This is a genomic window from Pseudorhodobacter turbinis, assembly GCF_005234135.1.
In the GTDB taxonomy this organism is placed as follows: domain Bacteria; phylum Pseudomonadota; class Alphaproteobacteria; order Rhodobacterales; family Rhodobacteraceae; genus Pseudorhodobacter; species Pseudorhodobacter turbinis.
Window position 1 is genome coordinate 522,067 of record NZ_CP039964.1, and the last position, 17,662, is coordinate 539,728.

Annotated in this window: 17 protein-coding genes; 5 read left to right on the forward strand and 12 right to left on the reverse strand. The window is 57.9% G+C overall.

Going from position 1 to position 17,662, the window contains the following annotated elements; translation table 11 throughout:
* Positions 1–166: 166 nt before the first annotated feature.
* The 3 genes from eutH to EOK75_RS02410 form a co-directional block, all read right to left on the reverse strand.
* Positions 167–1,387: an ethanolamine utilization protein EutH gene (eutH, locus tag EOK75_RS02400; RefSeq protein ID WP_137192408.1), complete on the reverse strand. Its 1,221-nt coding sequence runs from the start codon at positions 1,385–1,387 to the stop codon at positions 167–169.
* Positions 1,388–1,554: 167 nt separating this feature from the next.
* Entirely contained in the window at positions 1,555–4,002 is a 2,448-nt protein-coding gene (locus EOK75_RS02405; RefSeq protein ID WP_137192409.1) for a GcvT family protein, read from the reverse strand.
* Positions 4,003–4,014: 12 nt separating this feature from the next.
* A complete protein-coding gene (locus EOK75_RS02410; RefSeq protein ID WP_137192410.1) occupies positions 4,015–4,896 on the reverse strand; it encodes a phosphotransferase in 882 nt (293 codons plus the stop codon).
* 200 nt (positions 4,897–5,096) lie between these two features.
* Between EOK75_RS02410 and EOK75_RS02415 the strand changes: the two genes are divergently transcribed.
* The gene (locus EOK75_RS02415; protein ID WP_137192411.1) at positions 5,097–5,876 is read left to right on the forward strand and encodes a DeoR/GlpR family DNA-binding transcription regulator; all 780 of its coding nucleotides are present in this window, start codon (positions 5,097–5,099) and stop codon (positions 5,874–5,876) included.
* 161 nt (positions 5,877–6,037) lie between these two features.
* Positions 6,038–7,345 carry a short-chain fatty acid transporter gene (locus EOK75_RS02420; protein ID WP_137192412.1) on the forward strand — a complete coding sequence of 436 codons (1,308 nt, stop codon included), beginning with the start codon at positions 6,038–6,040 and terminating at the stop codon, positions 7,343–7,345.
* An 88-nt stretch (positions 7,346–7,433) separates the two neighbouring features.
* Here the strand turns inward: EOK75_RS02420 and EOK75_RS02425 are convergent, their stop codons facing one another.
* The 9 genes from EOK75_RS02425 to EOK75_RS02465 all read right to left on the reverse strand — a co-directional run bounded on the left by EOK75_RS02425 (position 7,434) and on the right by EOK75_RS02465 (position 15,581).
* Positions 7,434–9,416 (reverse strand): TonB-dependent receptor domain-containing protein, encoded by a 1,983-nt coding sequence (locus EOK75_RS02425; RefSeq protein WP_137192413.1) that lies wholly within the window; start codon positions 9,414–9,416, stop codon positions 7,434–7,436.
* A 229-nt stretch (positions 9,417–9,645) separates the two neighbouring features.
* Positions 9,646–10,512, reverse strand: coding sequence for an energy transducer TonB family protein (locus EOK75_RS02430; protein WP_137192414.1), 867 nt, complete (start codon positions 10,510–10,512; stop codon positions 9,646–9,648).
* Positions 10,509–10,931, reverse strand: a complete 423-nt coding sequence (locus EOK75_RS02435) for an ExbD/TolR family protein (RefSeq protein WP_137192415.1) — start codon at positions 10,929–10,931, stop codon at positions 10,509–10,511. Before EOK75_RS02435 ends, EOK75_RS02430 begins: the two co-directional genes overlap by 4 nt.
* Positions 10,932–10,933: 2 nt before the next feature.
* Positions 10,934–11,311, reverse strand: a complete 378-nt coding sequence (locus EOK75_RS02440; protein WP_137192416.1) for an ExbD/TolR family protein — start codon at positions 11,309–11,311, stop codon at positions 10,934–10,936.
* Complete coding sequence (locus tag EOK75_RS02445; RefSeq protein WP_240794002.1) at positions 11,308–11,967, reverse strand: MotA/TolQ/ExbB proton channel family protein; 660 nt, start codon at positions 11,965–11,967, stop codon at positions 11,308–11,310. Before EOK75_RS02445 ends, EOK75_RS02440 begins: the two co-directional genes overlap by 4 nt.
* A 46-nt stretch (positions 11,968–12,013) precedes the next feature.
* A complete protein-coding gene (locus tag EOK75_RS02450) occupies positions 12,014–12,769 on the reverse strand; it encodes an iron ABC transporter ATP-binding protein (protein WP_137192418.1) in 756 nt (251 codons plus the stop codon).
* Positions 12,766–13,707, reverse strand: coding sequence for an iron chelate uptake ABC transporter family permease subunit (locus tag EOK75_RS02455; RefSeq protein ID WP_240794003.1), 942 nt, complete (start codon positions 13,705–13,707; stop codon positions 12,766–12,768). Before EOK75_RS02455 ends, EOK75_RS02450 begins: the two co-directional genes overlap by 4 nt.
* Positions 13,700–14,653 (reverse strand): ABC transporter permease, encoded by a 954-nt coding sequence (locus tag EOK75_RS02460; RefSeq protein ID WP_137192420.1) that lies wholly within the window; start codon positions 14,651–14,653, stop codon positions 13,700–13,702. Before EOK75_RS02460 ends, EOK75_RS02455 begins: the two co-directional genes overlap by 8 nt.
* A 37-nt stretch (positions 14,654–14,690) precedes the next feature.
* Complete coding sequence (locus tag EOK75_RS02465) at positions 14,691–15,581, reverse strand: siderophore ABC transporter substrate-binding protein (RefSeq protein ID WP_137192421.1); 891 nt, start codon at positions 15,579–15,581, stop codon at positions 14,691–14,693.
* A gap of 118 nt (positions 15,582–15,699) precedes the next feature.
* Here EOK75_RS02465 and EOK75_RS02470 point away from each other — a divergent pair, with 118 nt between their 5' ends.
* From EOK75_RS02470 to yghU, 3 genes are all read left to right on the forward strand, one after another.
* Entirely contained in the window at positions 15,700–15,990 is a 291-nt protein-coding gene (locus EOK75_RS02470) for a DUF2218 domain-containing protein (protein ID WP_137192422.1), read from the forward strand.
* Positions 15,991–16,127: 137 nt separating this feature from the next.
* Positions 16,128–16,784, forward strand: a complete 657-nt coding sequence (locus EOK75_RS02475; protein WP_137192423.1) for a TetR/AcrR family transcriptional regulator — start codon at positions 16,128–16,130, stop codon at positions 16,782–16,784.
* A 5-nt stretch (positions 16,785–16,789) separates the two neighbouring features.
* Positions 16,790–17,653, forward strand: a complete 864-nt coding sequence (gene yghU / locus EOK75_RS02480) for a glutathione-dependent disulfide-bond oxidoreductase (RefSeq protein ID WP_137192424.1) — start codon at positions 16,790–16,792, stop codon at positions 17,651–17,653.
* Positions 17,654–17,662: the final 9 nt, after the last annotated feature.

Sequence of the window (17,662 nt, forward strand, 5' to 3'; positions counted from 1 at the left end):
TAAAATCTGCTGTGTGCTGATCCCTTGGTGGCCTCGAATAGACCAACATCTTCGATATATTGTTTCGGCTGTTCCCAAAACCCCGAGCAACATGACCTCTGCTCAAGCTATCCTGAAAATGGGCGCCCGCTTGCGAGGACGCCCGATTGGTTCGATTGGCTAAATTCTATGCCTTCTGGGCTGCCATCGTTGCGATCTGCCCGGCCTCGATCTCGCGGGCTTTGGGAACGGAAAGCCACAGGGCGATAATAAAGCCACAGATGCCGCCGCCCAGTTTGCCCACCAGCAACGGCAGGATGATCGACGGCTGGAAGTTCGCGGCAAATGCCAAGTGGTCGCCAAAAGAGAAGGCCGCACAGACACAAAACGCAATGACAAGCACCTTGTCACGGGCAGGCATGTCGCCAATCAGGCGGTACATGGCCAGCACATTGGCCGCCGCTGCCAAAAGACCGGCGGCACCGCGCGGCGATACGCCAATAGCGTTGCCCATCGTCTCCATCGGTCCTGCGAGGTACTTGGTCACCATGTAGACCATCGGGAACGCCCCAGAAAGCATGATACCGATATAGCCCGCAATCTCTAGCGCGCGGAACTGGTCGGCCTCATCTGCGATGATCGGGTCAAAGCCCCATCCGCCCAGAACGGTAGAGAAAATGCCGGTGAAATATTCCACGATGGAAAACACCAGAACCAGCGTGATGCCCGCATACATGATCCTGCCGAACCACAAGAACCCGTTGATCATTGCATTTGGTGCGAACCGCAAGCCGGCTGCAATCGCAACACAGAAAATCGCCAGCGGGGCCAGATTGCGCAGGATCGATCCGATATCCAATGCGAGCGACAATGTCGCGTCACCCGTGGCTGCAATGTCCGGACGGACCTGAACATCCCCCAGCATGATCAACATTGCCGAGATAAACACCCCGATAGGAATGCTCAGAATACCCGACATAATCCCCAACGCCATATAGGGGTGATCCGATTTCTTGAGCATCGACAGCCCGACCGGAATAGAGAAGATGATCGTGGCACCGGCCATATAGCCGACTATGGATGCGATAATCCAAGCCTCGCGGCTTTGGGCCAGAACATCGGCCAGCTGATATCCGCCCATGTCGATGGCAATGATCGTGGTGGCGGCAATGGCCGGATCTGCCCCGATCATCGCGAAGAGGGGGCCCACGACGGTGCTGACGAATTGCGACAGATAGGGGATCGCCGCCATGATGCCGGCCACCGGTACAAAGATAGGGCCGATCGAATAAAGCCCTTCCTGAAATTCCTTGCCAAGCCCAGATTCCGGATCACGTATATAGGCAAAAGCACCGATAACGGCGCAGGCCATTATGATGTAGATGATAACTGTCCCAATTATTTCCATAGCTTTATCTCCATGTTGTAAAAATATGCGGCCGTTGATCGGCCTTGTCATCAATTGGATCGGGCCAGACAGCCCGGTCGGATTTCAGGCTTTAATGACAGTATGGCCCTTACAAGACCGGCCCTGCAATGCAGAGCCGGTGTGGATAGTTGGTTGTTTATGCCGCGTCACGCCTTCACGCGCGACATGCTCGGGTCATAAAGCGGTCCCATATGAACCTCACATGGAACGCGCTCGGTGCCGACCTCAAGCTCGTAGCTGCCCGCCTCGACATAGGCGCGGGTAACGCCCTCGGGGTTGCGCACATAGCCGTAGCCGATGGATTTCCCGACCGTGTAACCAAAGCCGCCGCTGGTCAGCCAGCCGACACGTTCACCGTCGCGGTAGATCGTCTCGCGGCCCAAAAGCACCACAGATGGATCGGTGGTAAAGCAGGCCATCAGCTTTTTCACGCCTGCCGCTTTTTGGGCCTGCGCCGCCTCACGCCCTTTGAAGGGGATGTCTTTGCGCAGCTTTACCGCCCAGCCAAGGCCGGATTCGAACGGCGTGTGATCGGGACCGATATCGGAGCCCCAAGCACGATACCCCTTTTCCAACCGCAGCGATTCAATCGCACGGTAGCCCGCATTGACCAGCCCATGCTCGGCCCCTGCGGCCATGATCGCATCATAGACAGTGGTTGCGAATTCCACCGGCAAGTGAAGCTCCCAGCCCAATTCGCCAACATAGGTGACGCGCAGCGCATCGGCCCGGCAGCCTGCAATGCCAATGGGTTTAAGCGTGCCAAAAGGGAAGGATTCATTGCTGATATCATCGCGGGTAACCGCACTCAGGATATCGCGTGCCTTTGGCCCCATCAACGTCAGCACCGCCCGCGAGGAGGTCACATCGAAAAGCTGACAGTTGTAGCCTTCGGAGATATTGCGCTTGATCCAGTCGAAATCATGGGTGGCAAAGCCGGTGCCGGTGACGATGTAGAACTCTTCCTCACCGATCCGCCCAATGGTCAGATCGCTTTCGATGCCCGCGTGATCATTGAGCATCTGCGTATAGGTCAGGGTTCCCACAGGCTTGTCGACATCATTGGAGGCGATCCAGCTTAGCGCCTTCAGCGCATCAGGCCCTTTGAGCACAAATTTGGCGAAAGAGCTTTGGTCGAAAAGCGCCGCCGCCTCACGCGCGGCGCGATGTTCGCGGCCAACGGCGTCAAACCAGTTCTGGCGCTCAAAGCTGTAGGTGTCTTTGGGTGTCTCTCCGAGGGATTTATCGGCAAACCAGTTCGGACGTTCCCAGCCCAGCTTTTCACCGAAACAGGCGCCCTGTTTTTCCAACCGGTCATAAAGCGGCGATTTGCGGCATGGCCGCCCCGAACGGTTTTCCTCATGCGGCCATGCCATTGTGTAATGTTTGGCATAGGCTTCAACGGTGCGGGTGCGCACCCAATCCGTGTCGAAATGCGGCACACCAAAGCGGCGGATATCGGCGGACCAAAGGTCAAACGGCGGCTCCCCTTTATGGACCCATTCCGCCAGCGCCATCCCCGCGCCGCCACCTGCCGCGATGCCAAAGGCGTTAAAGCCGGCGCCGACAAAGAAGTTCTTCAGCTCTGGCGCCTCACCGATGATGAAATTGCCATCCGGCGTAAAGCTTTCGGGGCCATTGGTCAGGGTTTTGATGCCGGCCGTTTCAAGGGCCGGGACGCGGCCAAGTGCCAGTTCCATCAACTGTTCAAAATGGTCAAAGTTGCTGTCGAGCAGGGAGTAATGGAACCCTTTGGGAATCCCGCTTTTGGCCCAAGGGATCGGGTTCGGCTCATAGCCGCCCATGACCAGCCCGCCGACCTCTTCCTTGTAATAGGTCAGCCGGTCGGGATCGCGCAGCGTTGGCAGGTTGGAAGTAACCCCCTCGATGGCCTCGGTGACCATATATTGGTGTTCCATCGACACAAGCGGCACATTGACGCCAAACTTGGCGGCAAATTCGCGTGTCCATTGACCGGCGCAACAAATCACACGTTCGCATTCGATGCGGCCCTTGTCGGTGATGACGGCGCGAATGCGGCCCTTTTCGATCTCGAGGTCAATAACCTTGGTATCTTCAAAGATCGAGGCACCCGCCATCCGCGCGCCCTTTGCCAAGGCTTGGGTGATGTCGGACGGGTTTGCCTGACCATCTGTTGGCATGAAGGCCGCGCCGATCACATCATCGACATTCATCAAAGGCCAAAGCTTTTGCGCCTCGGAAGGGGTTAACAGTTCCATCTCCAGCCCGAAGCTATGGGCGGTGGTGGCCTGACGCTTGACCTCGGCCCAGCGTTCCTCGTTACAGGCCAGCCGCAGCCCGCCGTTCATCTTCCAGCCGGTGCCCAGCCCGGTTTCGGCCTCTAGCTTGTTGTAAAGGTCGACCGAATAGCCCAGCAACTGGGTGATATTGGCATTTGAACGCAGCTGGCCCACAAGGCCCGCGGCATGGAATGTGGTGCCTGAGGTCAGCTTCTTACGCTCCAGCAGGACCGTATCGGTCCAGCCCAGCTTGGCGAGGTGATACGCCGTAGAGACCCCTACGATCCCCCCCCCGATGATTACAGCTTTGGCAGTTGTTGGCAGATCGGTCATTCAGGTCGGTCCTTATATATTCTTGAAATCAGCATAGGAGTGCCGAAAGGCATCAAGGTTCTCAGCGGTGTAGGCGGCATAGTTGAAGTCGATCTCGGAGGTCAGCTCCGACACCATGCTCCACATGGTTTCGCGTAAAAGCGATGCGCATTTCATGGCCGAATAGCGGTGCAGCAGATCGCCCGTAACGGGGGCCTCGAAATACTGCTCAAGGCAGGCTTGCTCTTGTTTTTCGGACAGGTTGTTATTGGATGCCAGCCCACCAAGATCGAACAGCGGGCTGTTGAAACCGGCATAATCATAATCGATAAGCCACAGACGCTTGCCGTCATCCAGAATGTTTCCTGCCAGCAAATCATTGTGGCCAAAGACCACATCAAACGGACCGGCGGCGGCCTCAAGCGCATTGCCATAGCTGACCAGCTCGTCAATCAGATCGGCATAGGCACTGCCACGTTCGGCCAAAGTAGCGCCATAATCGCGGATCACATGGAACACCCAAAAAATCAGCGCCGGACCGCGTAAATGCTTGGGGACTTCCTGATGGCAGCGCTTTACCAGTTCAACGATCCGTGGCAGCATTTCGGGCGCGGTGACATCCTCTGGCGTCAGCGTATGGCTGTCGACGAAATCAAGCACAGTCACTGAAGGCTCGGCATATTTCACGCGGGGGGCGACACCAGCGGCATAGGCCGCGTGCATCGCGCTCAGCTCATTAAAGCGCATAACGTGATGCTCGGGGATATCCGAGCCGACGCGCACGGCGAAACGACCCTCAGCATCCTCGGCAAGAAAGTTGAGGTTGGTGATTCCCCCCTCAAGCGGCGAAAGCGAAACTTCGCCCGCCCAACAGGGCAAAGCTTTAATCCCCCGAATACGTTCTTTATGGTCCATTACGTCTCTCCCACGGTGCATAGTGTTCGATTCAATCCGGAACACTAGGCTCCCTCTGGTGAAACCGTGCATTAACCCTCAACTTCTGTCAATAAAAACACATTTAGCCACATCAACTTTTTTTCGTGCTTAAAATTTGGCATTTTGTGGCAATCGGTCTAATCTGAATGTCTTGAAGCCACAAAACACCCCGAGCATTTATGACATCACCGGCCAAAACCACAAACCAACGCGAAGAAGAAATCCTGATGGAGCTGCGTCGCGCAGGCGGCTCTTGCCGGGTGAATTTTCTGGCCGAACGTCTTGGCGTGTCCAATGAAACGATCCGCCGGAATGTCCGCTCGCTTGAGGATAATGCCATTGTGCGCAAGGTGCATGGGGGTGTGCATCTGGTGCATCGGCTGCATGAAGCCCCATTCCAGAACCGCATGGATGAGGAAGCGGCCATCAAAGAGCGGCTGGCCATACGTGTGGCGGCGATGATCAGCGACGGGGACTCGGTTTTCCTCGATGTCGGCTCCAGCACGGCTTATGTCGCGATGGCGCTGCGTGAACATAAAAAACTCTATGTTGTGACCAATTCAATTTTCGTGGCGCAGACCCTTTCGATGCGCAATGGCAACCGTGTGTTTCTGGCCGGCGGAGAGTTGCGCCCCCATGACGGCGGTGCGTTCGGGGCCGAGGCGCTGGAGCTGGTCGGGCGGTTCAACACCCAGTTCGCGGTATTTTCCATCGGGGCTGTCAATGCCGAGTCCGGGTTCATGCTGCATGATTTCCAAGAGGCCAATATAGCCCGTATCGCCGCTCAGAACGCGCAGGTTTGCATCGTTGTAACCGTCGCCGAGAAATTCGCAAAACGCGCGCCAGTTATGCTCGATCATGCCGACAGGTTTGACATATTGGTTTCCGATGCCCCCCCGCCAGAAGATATCGGCAAAATGCTCAAGGGGCATGGGATAGAGTTCTTACCGGCCGAATAGGCCTGTCTTGACGCTTTGGGTAGGGCAGGGGCGTGACAGCTTTGCCGCCACCCCCTATGGATGCCAGAAAGACAGTTGCACCAATGGCATAGCCTTCTGTGTGGCAATCCTTAATACTACAGGTTAGAGGCGATTGTTATAATTTGGAATAGGAGGATTCCATGCTAAATTTCTTATCCCGGCCAATGGTTCGTCTTGTCGACCGCTATTTGCCCGATCCTTTCGTTTTCGTTCTGGTGCTGACCCTGATTGCCGGTCTCGCGGCAGTCTTGACCCAAGGGACCGGCCCGGTTGAGGTCGTCACGATGTGGGGCGACGGGTTCTGGACCTTGCTCACCTTCTCTATGCAAATGCTGCTGGTGCTGGTCACCGGTTACATGATGGCTTCGACCCCGCTGGTGCGCCGCGGGCTTTCGGCCCTTGCAGGCATGGCAAGCAGCCCCGGTAGTGCGATTTTGCTGGTCAGCTTTGTGTCACTGGCGGCCTCCTGGATCAACTGGGGGTTCGGGTTGGTTGTTGGCGCGTTGTTTGCGCGGGAACTGGCGCGGACGATCCGTGTCGATTATCGCTTGCTGGTCGCCTCGGCCTATTCCGGTTTTATCATTTGGCACGGCGGGCTGGCGGGTTCGATCCCGCTTTCCATCGCAACCGAAGGCCATCCCTTTGCCGATATTACGGGCGTAATCTCTACGTCGGACACCATTTTCGCGGTTTATAACCTTGCGATCGTGGTTGCGCTGTTCATTGTTGTGCCCTTTGTGAACCGTGCCATGCTGCCACGCGAAGAGGACGCAGTGTATATCGATCCTGCATTGCTGGTTGAGGATGAAGCGGAGCAGCCCGCAGTCTCGACACCGGCGGAACGTATGGAAAACAGCTATGTGCTGTCCATGCTGATTGGTGCAGCGGGCGCCGCTTGGTTGATCCAGTATTTTGCCGCCGGAAATGGGCTGTCGCTGAACGTCATCAACTTCTTGTTCCTGACATTGGCGATCTTGCTGCACGGGACGCCGCGCCGTTTGCTGAATGCGCTGACGGATGCGGTCAAGGGCGGTGCGGGCATTGTGATCCAGTTCCCGTTCTATGCAGGGATCATGGCGATCATGGTGCAATCAGGCTTGGCGGCCAGCATCTCGGAGGGGTTGGTCGGTCTGGCAACGGCTACATCCTTGCCGTTCTGGTCGTTTCTCTCTGCGGGTATCGTCAACTTCTTTGTGCCGTCGGGTGGCGGTCAATGGGCGGTGCAGGCCCCGGTCATCCTGCCTGCGGCACAGGCACTTGGCGCTGATCTTGCGCGCACCTCTATGGCTGTGGCCTGGGGGGATGCCTGGACGAATATGGTGCAGCCTTTCTGGGCGCTGCCGATCCTCGGGATTGCCGGTCTGCGCGCCAAGGACATCATGGGCTTTTGTGTCGTGCATTTGATCTTGTCGGGTATCATCATTTCGATTGGCCTGACGTTTATCTGACAGGCGGCCCATCGGCTATTTACAAGGAAAGGGCACGCCATCGTGATGGCGGGCCCAATAATTTTCACAAACAAACGGCAGTCAAGCTCTAGAACTTGAGGTTTGCCCCCAGCGTAATGGTCCGGCCGGGTGAGTATACAGGATCGATCCCGCCACGGCTTGAGCTGGTCGCATAGCCCGAACGCTCAAAGTAGGTCTTGTCAAACAGGTTGTCGACGCCAAGCCGTACCGCCAGCGTCTCATAAGAAGGCGGCATCCATTCAGCATAGGCGTTGACCACCGTATAGGCCTCTTGGTCATAGAACCCAGCCGCCGTCGCCACCGCATCCGAGACCTTTCCGGCCCATTCAACCGTCGCACCGACTGTCATATTCTGGTTGGGCAGTTCATGGTCGATATAGAGCGTCGCCATATCGCCCACCGGCATGAATGTACCGCTGTCCGGCAATGCCGAGACGCCCCCTTGGGTGACATCCGCCTTGGTAAAGGTCGCCCCCAAACGGGTATCGCCGAACTCATAACTGCCGTTCAATGTCACACCACGGCTGCGGAACTCATCAGGGTTGTTATGCAGGCTATAGCTGGCCGCATCATAGCCGTAGGTCGGCAGCCCGTTCAGCTTGGTGTCAAACAGCGTCACGCCGCCTTTCCAGTTATCCCCGCCAAAGTTCGCGCCAAGCTTGATGTTCTTGGCCTCACCGGTGCTAAAGGACGGATCGGTAAAGAAGGCATCTGTGCGGGCGTGGACATAGCCGTAATCCGCGATGACATAGCCAAGCCATGTCTTCGATGCTCCGGCAAAGAACTCCAGATTATCGTTGACCTTATAGGCCAGCGTTCCGTTGATGCTGCCGCCGCTGTCGGAAAAGCGGTTACCGTCCCAATCGGTAAAGCGATGCGCATCATAGCGCGCACCCGTGGACAGGTTGATGCCGTTATCAAACTCGAACCGCCCTTGCACAAAGGCTCCGATCTGGCTGGTCGAGAAATTGCGATACCGACGGTCGTTCACGCCGTAATTGTCGGTGTGGTAATCATGCTGGTTAAAGTCGACACCCGCAGTGATCTTGCCCGCACCAAGCGCAAAGGTGTTTTGCAACTTACCGCCGAACAGATCTTCTTTCAGGATCATGTTCCCATTGGTGCGGCCTGTGGAATAGTTGTCGCGCCAATAGTCGTTCTGGCTGAAGTAAACCGTGGCCTCAGGGTCCCAGCTGTCGGTGGGGTTGGTCGAGGTATAGGTCAGCTTGACAGAGTCGCGGCTGATCTTGAGCGGGTGCAGCTCATCCCCTGCAAGCCCGAGGTTCATCTTGATCAGACGGTCGGCCTCATCGCGGCTGCGCTCAAAGCTCAGCTCGACCCGGCTGTCTTCGAATTCATAACCGAATTTTGCAAGCAGCGCATTCGACGCGGGCTCTGTGCCCTCAACTGTGGTGCCATCGCCGGTTTTATAGTCAGAGCCATCCGTCTTGCTGGCCATCACGAACCAGTCGACATTTTCGTAGCGGCCATAGGTGGCAAGGCTTCCCGCCGCGCCGCGCCCGTTTGTGCCATAAGTTAGGCCGACGCGCCCACCAGTGTTCCGGCCTTCTTCCAGAAGATCATCCGCGCCGACCGTTTCATAGCGGATCGCCCCAGCAGCGGCAGCAAAGCCTGAATCCGCGGCGGCGGCACCGGCCTCTACCTCAACGCGTTTCAGGAAAACGGGATCGATAACGTTAGAGCCGGTGTGGTGCCAGCTTGTCGCGGTTTGCGGCACACCGTCGACACTGACGGCGAGGTTGGATTGCTCCATCCCCAGCACGTGGATTTTCTTGCCCGGGCTGGCACCGCCTGAAACGGTGACAGTTGATTCACGCGCAAACAGCTCCGAGACATCCGCAGGCTGAAGCGTTTCCAGATCGTCTTGCGTCAAGACGGTGCCGCCCGTGGCCTCGATATTATCCTCACCCTCGCGGATGATGTTGATCGGGTCCAGAAGGAACGTTTCGCCCACTTGCTGTGCATGTAGCGCGCTCGAGAGCGCAAGGAGTGACACGCTCGTCCATGACAAGGTTTTGGTTAGCTTCATTACTATCTCCGGTATTTTTGAAGGCTTTGGTGCCGGGTTTTATACACAAGTAAAACACTCGGAAATATGATAACGGGCTGAAATATAACTTTTTTATGCCGAATAATTTCGTCATCCGCCCAAAAACACACAAAGGTATTCCCCTTCTGACGGCGCGGGCCTGATCAAAGCAATTTGGGCTTGGGCTGGCTGGAAAACGGGCTGGCGCTGGATGGTTTCGGGACAATTCCTAGCGAGAGAACCTCATGGAGAGACTGAAACTATATTGCGATTCGGTCAGGCCCTTGGGCGCTGCCGGAAACTTTCGGGCCGCTTTGACTGCCTTGATTGCTGCTTGATCCAGGGCCTTGTTGCCAGAGGATTTGGCCACTGAAACCGCGCGCAACTGGCCGGAACGGCTGACGGTAAGCCTTACGGCAACAGTGCCCGATGCCCCCCGTGCGGCAGAAGGATAGGTTCTGCGCCGCTCGATGCGCGCGCGGATGCTTGCGCCCCAGCTGGCGCGCAGGTTGTTCAATGTCGCCTTGGACAGTGTGGCCGCCGTGGATGTGCCGCCTGTTCCTGCCTGTGCGCCATTGCCGGCCCCGCTTGCCTTTTGGGCCGCGCGTGCCGCCGATGGTGCGGCTTTCTTTTGTGGCTTTGCTGCTTTTTTCGGCTGCCGCTTGGCCTTATTTTGCGGATCGGTTTTTTTGGGTGGGCGCACATCGACCGTTGGCGCGGGCCGGTATTCGGGTTCTATCACTTGCGGGGGCGGTGGTGGCGGCAGGCTTATGGCGGCTTCCGGAAGCCCGCCCGAGAGGCTTGGCAACGCGATTGGGGCCACGGCTTGTGTCGGGGCGGCGGGCAGTTTCGGGGCCTCGATGCTTTGCACGGGTTGCTGGGGCGGGACCTCTGCAATCTGGGGCGCTTGCGGTGGTTCGTCCCAATCATCCACCATTTCGGCGATAGAGGCATTTGCGGCCTGCAAAGATAGCAGGTTCTCGCCACCCGCACCGGAAGAATTCGCTCCAATCGGGGCAGGGTGCAGCGCAAAGGCCCCCACATGCAGGCCCATTGCAAGGGCGATGGCAACGCAGGCTTGGAGACGTCCGCTCATGGTGTGCCCCCGGATTGGGCGACAAGCTCTATCTGCGCAAAGCCAAGCGCCGAGATCCGGGGCAGGATCGCGGCAAGCTTTTCGGCGGGCAGGGCCGTGTCGCCGCGCAGCGTCAGCCGGGGTTTTGCGGTGTCACAATCGGTCTGGTCGCAATAATCGGTGAGTGCGGTTTCCAGCATTTCCAAGGCTGCATCCCCTTCGGTATCGTGAAAGCCGATCCGGCCATCAGCCGCAAGGTAAAGCGTAAAAGCACCCTCTGCTTCGGCCTCTGCCTGCGCCGTTGGCGGCGTTACCGGAAAGGGTTCGGGGGGCGTCATCTTGGCGGAAATCAGAAAGAAGATAAGCAGCAAAAACACAACGTTGATCATGGGCAGCAGGTTATCTTCCTTGCGTTTCGGTGTTTGGGTGCTGAAATCCATGACTACTCCACCAAGACAAGCCGCGAAAAGCCCGCAGCGGCCAGCCCGTCCATAACGGCGACGAGGGCCTGCAAATCCGCCCCGTCACGCGCGCGCAAGACAATCGCATCTTCGGGCGTTTCCGTCAGCTTCCTCAGTGCCTCGGCCAGCGCGGCTTGGGGCATGGCGATCCCGTTGAGGCGCACCTCATCTGCGACCAGCTCTACCAGTCGTGGCGGGCCGTTGTAGCTGCCGCCGGATCCGGCAGATGAAAGCGGGATCACACGGTCCGCCCCAAAGCGAGAGACCAGCATGAAAAAGACCAAAAGCAGAAACACCACGTCGATCATCGGCGTCAAATTTGGCTTACGACGGGCTTTGGTTGCGCCGAAACTGATCATTTTTGGGACCGTTGCGTGCTGTGCAGAATGCGTGTGGCGCTATCTTCCATATCGTGGCGCAGGCTGTCGAGCACACTCTCGAACCATGTCAGCGCGACAGAGGCCGGGATGGCCACGGCCATACCGGCGGCCGTGGTCAACAACGCCTCCCAGATACCACCGGCAAGGGCTGCGGGGTCGGCACGCGATCCGGCCTCTTGCAGAGCCTGAAAGGCGGCGATCATGCCGGTCACGGTTCCCAATAGCCCAAGCAAGGGGCCTATGGTTGATGCCAGTTCCAGCCCGCGCAGGCCGCTGCGGGCACGCAGCAAAAGCCCGCGCGCCACCCGTCCGGTTTCGGCCTCGGTTGCGGTTTGGTCCAGCGCCGGGTTTAGGGTTGCCTGCATGGCGGCGCTGGCCAGCATCGCCCGCAAGGAGCGACGCTTTTCCAGAGATGAGATGGCCTCGGCTGTTTGGCCTTTGGCCCAAAGGGCAAGGGCGGCCTCGGTGCGCGCGCCCCCCGACCATGCCCCGAGCGACAGCAGACGCATCGCTTTCCACAAGATCAAGGCAACCGTAATGACCGAGAGAATGGCAATGGCCCACATCGCAGCACCGCCCATGCCGACAAAAGCCAAAAGCCGGTCAAACGTGTCTTGGAGGGGGAGGTTGGTCATTGGTTCCATGGTGCTTCACTTTGCTATTAGGGCAGGGCGTCGTGGGTTAGAGGTGGTGCAGGACAAGCGGCTTGCCGTCAATCTCGGTTACCCGCAGATCCATATCATAGATATCGCCCAGAACCTTACTGGTACAGACGGCTTCGGGCGGGCCCTCGGCGGCGATGCGCCCGGCTTTCATCGCGATGATATGATCGGCCCAAACGGCGGCGTGGTTGATGTCATGCACAACGACCACAACGCTGCGCCCGGCGGCGCGCAATGCGACAAGCTGGGCCATGATGCGGCGGGCAAAGGCCATATCGAGTGCTGCCAGCGGTTCATCCAGCAGCAGCCAATCCGCACCCTGTGCAAGGGCCATCGCGATAAAGGCGCGTTGGCGCTGGCCGCCCGAAAGCGCCTCTAGGAAACGATCCCCGAGCGCGGTCAGATCGAGGGCCTCAAGCGCTTCGGCGACCAGCCGCGCATCCTCGGCTGTGGGGCGGCCTTGATGGTGCGGCCAGCGGCCAAAGGCCACCAACTCTTGCACGCGCAAGCGGCTGCCAAGGGTGTTGGTCTGCGATAAGACCGCCATCAGGCGCGCCAGATCACGCGTAGGCGTCTGCACCGTATCGGCGCCATCAACGGTGATGCGCCCGTTTTGCAAAGGCATTAGCCGCCCGATCAGCGACAGAAGCGTTGACTTGCCTGCGCCGTTAGGCCCGACCAATGCCGTCACCTTGCCCTTTGGCACCTCAACCGAGATGTCATGCAAAATCTTGGTTTTGCCGATGCTGTGGCTAACGCCTTCAACGCAAATCATCGCATCCGTCCTTTCAACAAGAGCCACAGGAAAAACACGCCGCCCGCAAATTCGATCACGACCGAGAGGGTGGATTGCAGGCCGAACATGCGCTCGAACAGGGTTTGCCCGATGACCAGCATCAGGCAGGCCACCAAGATCGCCATCGGTAACAGCCGAGCGTGGCGGGCAGAGCCTGTCAGCTCATGCGCCAGCCCCGAAACCAGCAGCCCGAAGAAGGCAACAGGCCCGACCAATGCGGTCGCAACAGAGACCAAAACAGCAACGATCACCAAAGCCGCAAGCACAAGCCGGTCATGCGCCAGCCCCAGCGATATTGCGATTGGCCGCCCAAGTGCCAGCACATCCAACCGCGGCGCAAGCCAAAGCGCCACGCCAATTGTGCCGATGCACAATGCCCCCGTGACCGGCAGCAGCGCGGGCTCAATCGCAGTAAAGCTTGCAAAGCTTGCAGCCTGAACAACGGCGAAGGCGTTCGGGTCAATGATCCGTGCCAAAAAGCCCGAAAAGGACCGGAACATCACCCCTAAAATCACGCCCGTCAGCACCAGACGCGCGATATCCTGCGTGCCGCGCCCCAACAGCGTGCCAAATAGCAACAGCGCTGCCACGCACATGACCGAAACCTCGATCCCGAATTTGGCCGAGAGCGACAATCCGGCATATCCGCTGACACCAAGCCCCGCGATCAATGCCGTTTGCATTAGAATATAGAGCGCATCAAATCCCATGATCTGCGGTGTAAGGACCCGGTTGCGGCATAGGGTCTGAAACACCATCGTCGCAACCGCGATTGCCGCCCCGACCAACAGCATTCCCGCCAGCTTGGGCGCGCGCAGGCCCAGAATAAACTGCCAGCGCGGACCAAGTCCCCAAAACAGGTAGACCGCGCAGGATACAACCAATGCGCCCGTCAAAATTGCCAAGCGCCTATCCACCTGAAGGCTCCCGATACAAAAGCCACAAGAACAGGGCAGAGCCGACAACGCCAAGTATCGTGCCGACAGGCACCTCATAGGGGAAACGCACCAGACGCCCCAGAATATCGCAGGCCAGCACCAGCGTGGCACCGCCCGCCGCCGTGACCGGCAATGTTGTGCGCAGGTTGTCGCCCATGCGCCGCGCCACGATGTTGGGCACCACAAGCCCGACAAAAGGGATCATCCCCACCGTTACAATCACCAGTGCAGTCACAACAGACACAACGACAAGCCCCAGCCGCATAACCGCATCGGGGTTCAGGCCAAGGCCGGTTGTTGTTTCCCGCCCAAGGCTAAGGATGGAAAACTGATCGGCGGCAAACCATGCCAGTGCTGCGGCGCCGGCGGCCAGCCAAAGCAATTCATAGCGCCCGGCGATGACGCCCGAAAACTCTCCGGTCATCAGCCAGATACTGATGAGCTGCAAAAGATCGGTTTGCCAGCCGACAAAAGTGACAACGGCCCCCAGCACCCCCGAGAGGATAAGGCCAACGACCGGCACCAGCAAAACCTCACGCGCGGGCAAACGGCGGATCAGCCGCAAAAACAGGGCGGTGCCAGCCATTGCTGCAAGGCTTGCCACCACCATCTTTACCCAGATCGGTGCTGCCGGCGCGATCAGCGTTACCGCCAACAGGCCAAGGGCCGCGCTTTCTGCCGTGCCAGTGGTGCCCGGTTCTACAAAACGGTTGCGGACCATCTGTTGCATCACCACCCCCGCAACAGCCAAGGCCGCCCCGGTCAGAATAACCGCAAGCGTGCGTGGTAGCCGCGAAACGGTCATGACCAATGCCATATGAGGATCACTGCCCAAACCGGCCAAGCCGATGCCGGCCGCGCCGATCAACAGGCTGGCCACCGAAAGGGGCACCAATAGGCCGATAAAAATGAAGGTGGGGCGCATGGGAATACTGGCCGGGGCAGAGACCCCGGCCCTTTGCCTATTTAGTGAATGCGGTTTTCAACTCGGCCAATGTGGTGCTGAGCGAGGTATAGCCGCCCCCCGCGATATAAAGCGGTGCGGCTGACAGATAGATGATCTGGCCCTTTTGTGCGGCCATTGTTCCGGCCACCAGCGGATTGTCCAAAGTCGTTTGCGCCGAGGACGCCTCGCCAATTGCCACGCTGCGATCGACCACGATCAGCCAGTCGGGGTTCGTTTCGGCGATGAATTCAAAGGAAACGGCATCGCCATGCACCTCGGGATTAAGGTTCTCAAAAGCCTCGGGCAGATCAAGGGCGGTGTGCAACCAGCCAAACCGCGAGCCGCGCCCATAAGCGGAAACCTTTGGCCCGTTGGTCATAAGGATAAGGGCATTGCCTTTACCGGCTGCGGCGACCTTTACTTCGGAAAGATGCGTATCCAGCGTCGTCAAAAGGGCTGTGGCCTTGTCTTCCTTATCAAAGAGCTTGCCATAAGTTTCGATGTTTTTGCGCGCATCGGCAATGGTATCGGCACCGATTGTCATATCAATCGTGGGGGCAATCTTTGCCAAGGGCTGGGCCTTGGTTGCGGACCGGCCACCAACAATGATCAGATCCGGATCCAGATTTGCCAAGGCTTCCATATCCGGCTCAAACAAAGTGCCAACAGGCTGGGTGCCCAGATCGCCAAGATAATCGACATAGAGCTTGTCTGGCGCGCCGGCCAATGTAACGCCAAGCGCTGTCAACGTGTCAATCGAGGCGACATCCAGCGCCACAACCTTTGACGGGCTTTGGGCTGTCGCCACCCCCCCTTGGGCTGTTTGAATCAGAATATCCCCGGCCATCGAGGCAGGGGCAGCACAGAGGGACAGGCCAAATAACGCTGCACAGGCAATGCGGTTCATTGCAGTCTCCATCAATCGTAGCGTGGCTGGAAATCTGGCTTCGCTGTTTTTTGACGACCTAGCGGCTTGTGCTCAAAAGGTAAAGATATAAGTATACTAAAAAAGTAAGGAATCTAATATGCTCACATCGACGGCCCATTACCCGACAGAACATGCGTCAAAATACCTTCAACAGCTGTGCAAGCATTTTGCCCATAAGGTCACGGTTGAGAATGATGCGCACCGCGGCTCGGTCGCGCTGGAGGCTGGCCCGGCAGAACTGACTGCTGATGAAAACGGGCTGACGATACGTGTCACCGCTGAGGACGCTAAAGGGATTATCGGTGCGCGCTTCGTATTCGATATCCATCTTGTGACCTTTGCCCATCGCGAAGGCTTCACCGGGCTAAGCTGGGCGATGTTGCCCTGAACGCATAGAGCCAGCGCTTGGCGGGCTGATGCCGCATGTCTGCGCGGGCCATCAAAAGAATGTGACTGTGGCGAATGTTCTTGAGCGACCGCTCATAAACTCATAGGGTTGGAGAGCAGCCCCAAGAGAAGCCCGCTATGAGCCGACCAATGCAATATGATCGTGAAGAAGCCTTGGGTAAGGCCATGTTGATCTTTTGGCAAAAAGGCTATCATGCGACCTCGCTCAAGGATCTGGAGAAAGGGCTGAATATGAAGCCCGGAAGCATTTATTGCGCCTTTTCCAGCAAAGAGAACCTCTACCTTCTGGCGCTTGACCTTTATGTCAGGCGCTCTGTCGCACGGTTTCAGGCGCATATGGAGCAGGCCTCATCCCCGCTGACAGGTTTGGCCGAACATCTGCGCGGGTTTGCGCGGGAGGGCATCGATGATGGTGCGCGTCAGGTCTGTATGCTGACGAAGACTTTGGTGGATGTTACCTCCACCGCGCCCGACATTGCCGCGCAGGCCAAAATTCACCTTATGCAGATCCGTCAGGCTTTCGCGGATGCCTTTGCCAGTGCGAAGGCGGCGGGTGAGCTGCCTGTTGATGCCGATTGCATGCATTTGGCACGGCGGTTCCAAGGCGCGGTGACCGCCCTGCGGTTTGAGCTGCATCTGGACACCGATCAAACCGATATCGCGGCACTGGCCGAAGATTTAGCACGGGAGGTGGAGGCCATGCGGCTTTCACCCCCCGGAACACAGTTACCCTTATGTGCCAAGCACCTGGCACCCTCAATCCGAAAGGAATAGACACAATGGCCAATTATACCCCCCCCAAGGTTTGGACATGGGATGCGGAGAACGGCGGCAATTGGGCCAAAACCAATCGCCCCATCGCAGGCGCAACCTTTGATGCAGAGCTGCCCGTCGGCAAGCATCCGCTTCAGCTTTACTCGATGGGCACGCCGAACGGCCAAAAGGTCACGATCATGCTGGAAGAGCTTCTGGCGCTGGGCAAGACCGACGCGGAATATGATGCCCATCTGATCAAGATCGGTGACGGCGATCAGTTCTCATCGGGCTTCGTGGCGATTAATCCGAACTCTAAAATCCCGGCGCTGATGGACCATGACACCGGCGTGCGTGTGTTCGAGAGCGGGTCGATCCTGCTGTATCTCGCCGAAAAGTTTGGGGCCTTTCTGCCAGCCGATCTGGCACACCGTACCGAGGTCATGAACTGGGTGTTCTGGCTGCAAGGGTCCGCGCCTTATCTGGGCGGTGGTTTCGGGCATTTCTATGCCTATGCGCCTGAAAAATTTGAATATCCGATCAACCGCTTCACGATGGAAGTCAAACGTCAGATGGATGTGCTGGACCGTGAACTGGCCGAGCATAAGTATCTTGGCGGTGACACATATACCATCGCGGATATGCTGACATGGCCTTGGTATGGCAATCTGGTTCTGGGGAATGCCTATGATGCAGGCGAATTCCTGGATGTAGAAAGCTACACCAACCTGCGGCGCTGGGCCAAAGAGATACTCGCCCGTCCTGCAGTTCAACGTGGCCGGATTGTAAACCGCACCGGTGGCCCGCTGAACGAACAGCTTCACGAACGCCATGACGCGTCTGATTTCGATACAAAAACCCAAGATAAAATCGCAGCAGCGGGCGAGTAAACTTTATTC

What these genes read in the sequence shown, in the direction of transcription:
- eutH (WP_137192408.1), bottom strand. Translation starts at nt 1,387, where the DNA reads ATGGAAATAATTGGGACAGTTATCATCTACATCATAATGGCCTGCGCC.
- EOK75_RS02405 (WP_137192409.1), bottom strand. Translation starts at nt 4,002, where the DNA reads ATGACCGATCTGCCAACAACTGCCAAAGCTGTAATCATCGGGGGGGGG.
- EOK75_RS02410 (WP_137192410.1), bottom strand. Translation starts at nt 4,896, where the DNA reads ATGGACCATAAAGAACGTATTCGGGGGATTAAAGCTTTGCCCTGTTGG.
- EOK75_RS02415 (WP_137192411.1), top strand. Translation starts at nt 5,097, where the DNA reads ATGACATCACCGGCCAAAACCACAAACCAACGCGAAGAAGAAATCCTG.
- EOK75_RS02420 (WP_137192412.1), top strand. Translation starts at nt 6,038, where the DNA reads ATGCTAAATTTCTTATCCCGGCCAATGGTTCGTCTTGTCGACCGCTAT.
- EOK75_RS02425 (WP_137192413.1), bottom strand. Translation starts at nt 9,416, where the DNA reads ATGAAGCTAACCAAAACCTTGTCATGGACGAGCGTGTCACTCCTTGCG.
- EOK75_RS02430 (WP_137192414.1), bottom strand. Translation starts at nt 10,512, where the DNA reads ATGAGCGGACGTCTCCAAGCCTGCGTTGCCATCGCCCTTGCAATGGGC.
- EOK75_RS02435 (WP_137192415.1), bottom strand. Translation starts at nt 10,931, where the DNA reads ATGGATTTCAGCACCCAAACACCGAAACGCAAGGAAGATAACCTGCTG.
- EOK75_RS02440 (WP_137192416.1), bottom strand. Translation starts at nt 11,311, where the DNA reads ATGATCAGTTTCGGCGCAACCAAAGCCCGTCGTAAGCCAAATTTGACG.
- EOK75_RS02445 (WP_240794002.1), bottom strand. Translation starts at nt 11,967, where the DNA reads ATGACCAACCTCCCCCTCCAAGACACGTTTGACCGGCTTTTGGCTTTT.
- EOK75_RS02450 (WP_137192418.1), bottom strand. Translation starts at nt 12,769, where the DNA reads ATGATTTGCGTTGAAGGCGTTAGCCACAGCATCGGCAAAACCAAGATT.
- EOK75_RS02460 (WP_137192420.1), bottom strand. Translation starts at nt 14,653, where the DNA reads ATGCGCCCCACCTTCATTTTTATCGGCCTATTGGTGCCCCTTTCGGTG.
- EOK75_RS02465 (WP_137192421.1), bottom strand. Translation starts at nt 15,581, where the DNA reads ATGAACCGCATTGCCTGTGCAGCGTTATTTGGCCTGTCCCTCTGTGCT.
- EOK75_RS02470 (WP_137192422.1), top strand. Translation starts at nt 15,700, where the DNA reads ATGCTCACATCGACGGCCCATTACCCGACAGAACATGCGTCAAAATAC.
- EOK75_RS02475 (WP_137192423.1), top strand. Translation starts at nt 16,128, where the DNA reads ATGAGCCGACCAATGCAATATGATCGTGAAGAAGCCTTGGGTAAGGCC.
- yghU (WP_137192424.1), top strand. Translation starts at nt 16,790, where the DNA reads ATGGCCAATTATACCCCCCCCAAGGTTTGGACATGGGATGCGGAGAAC.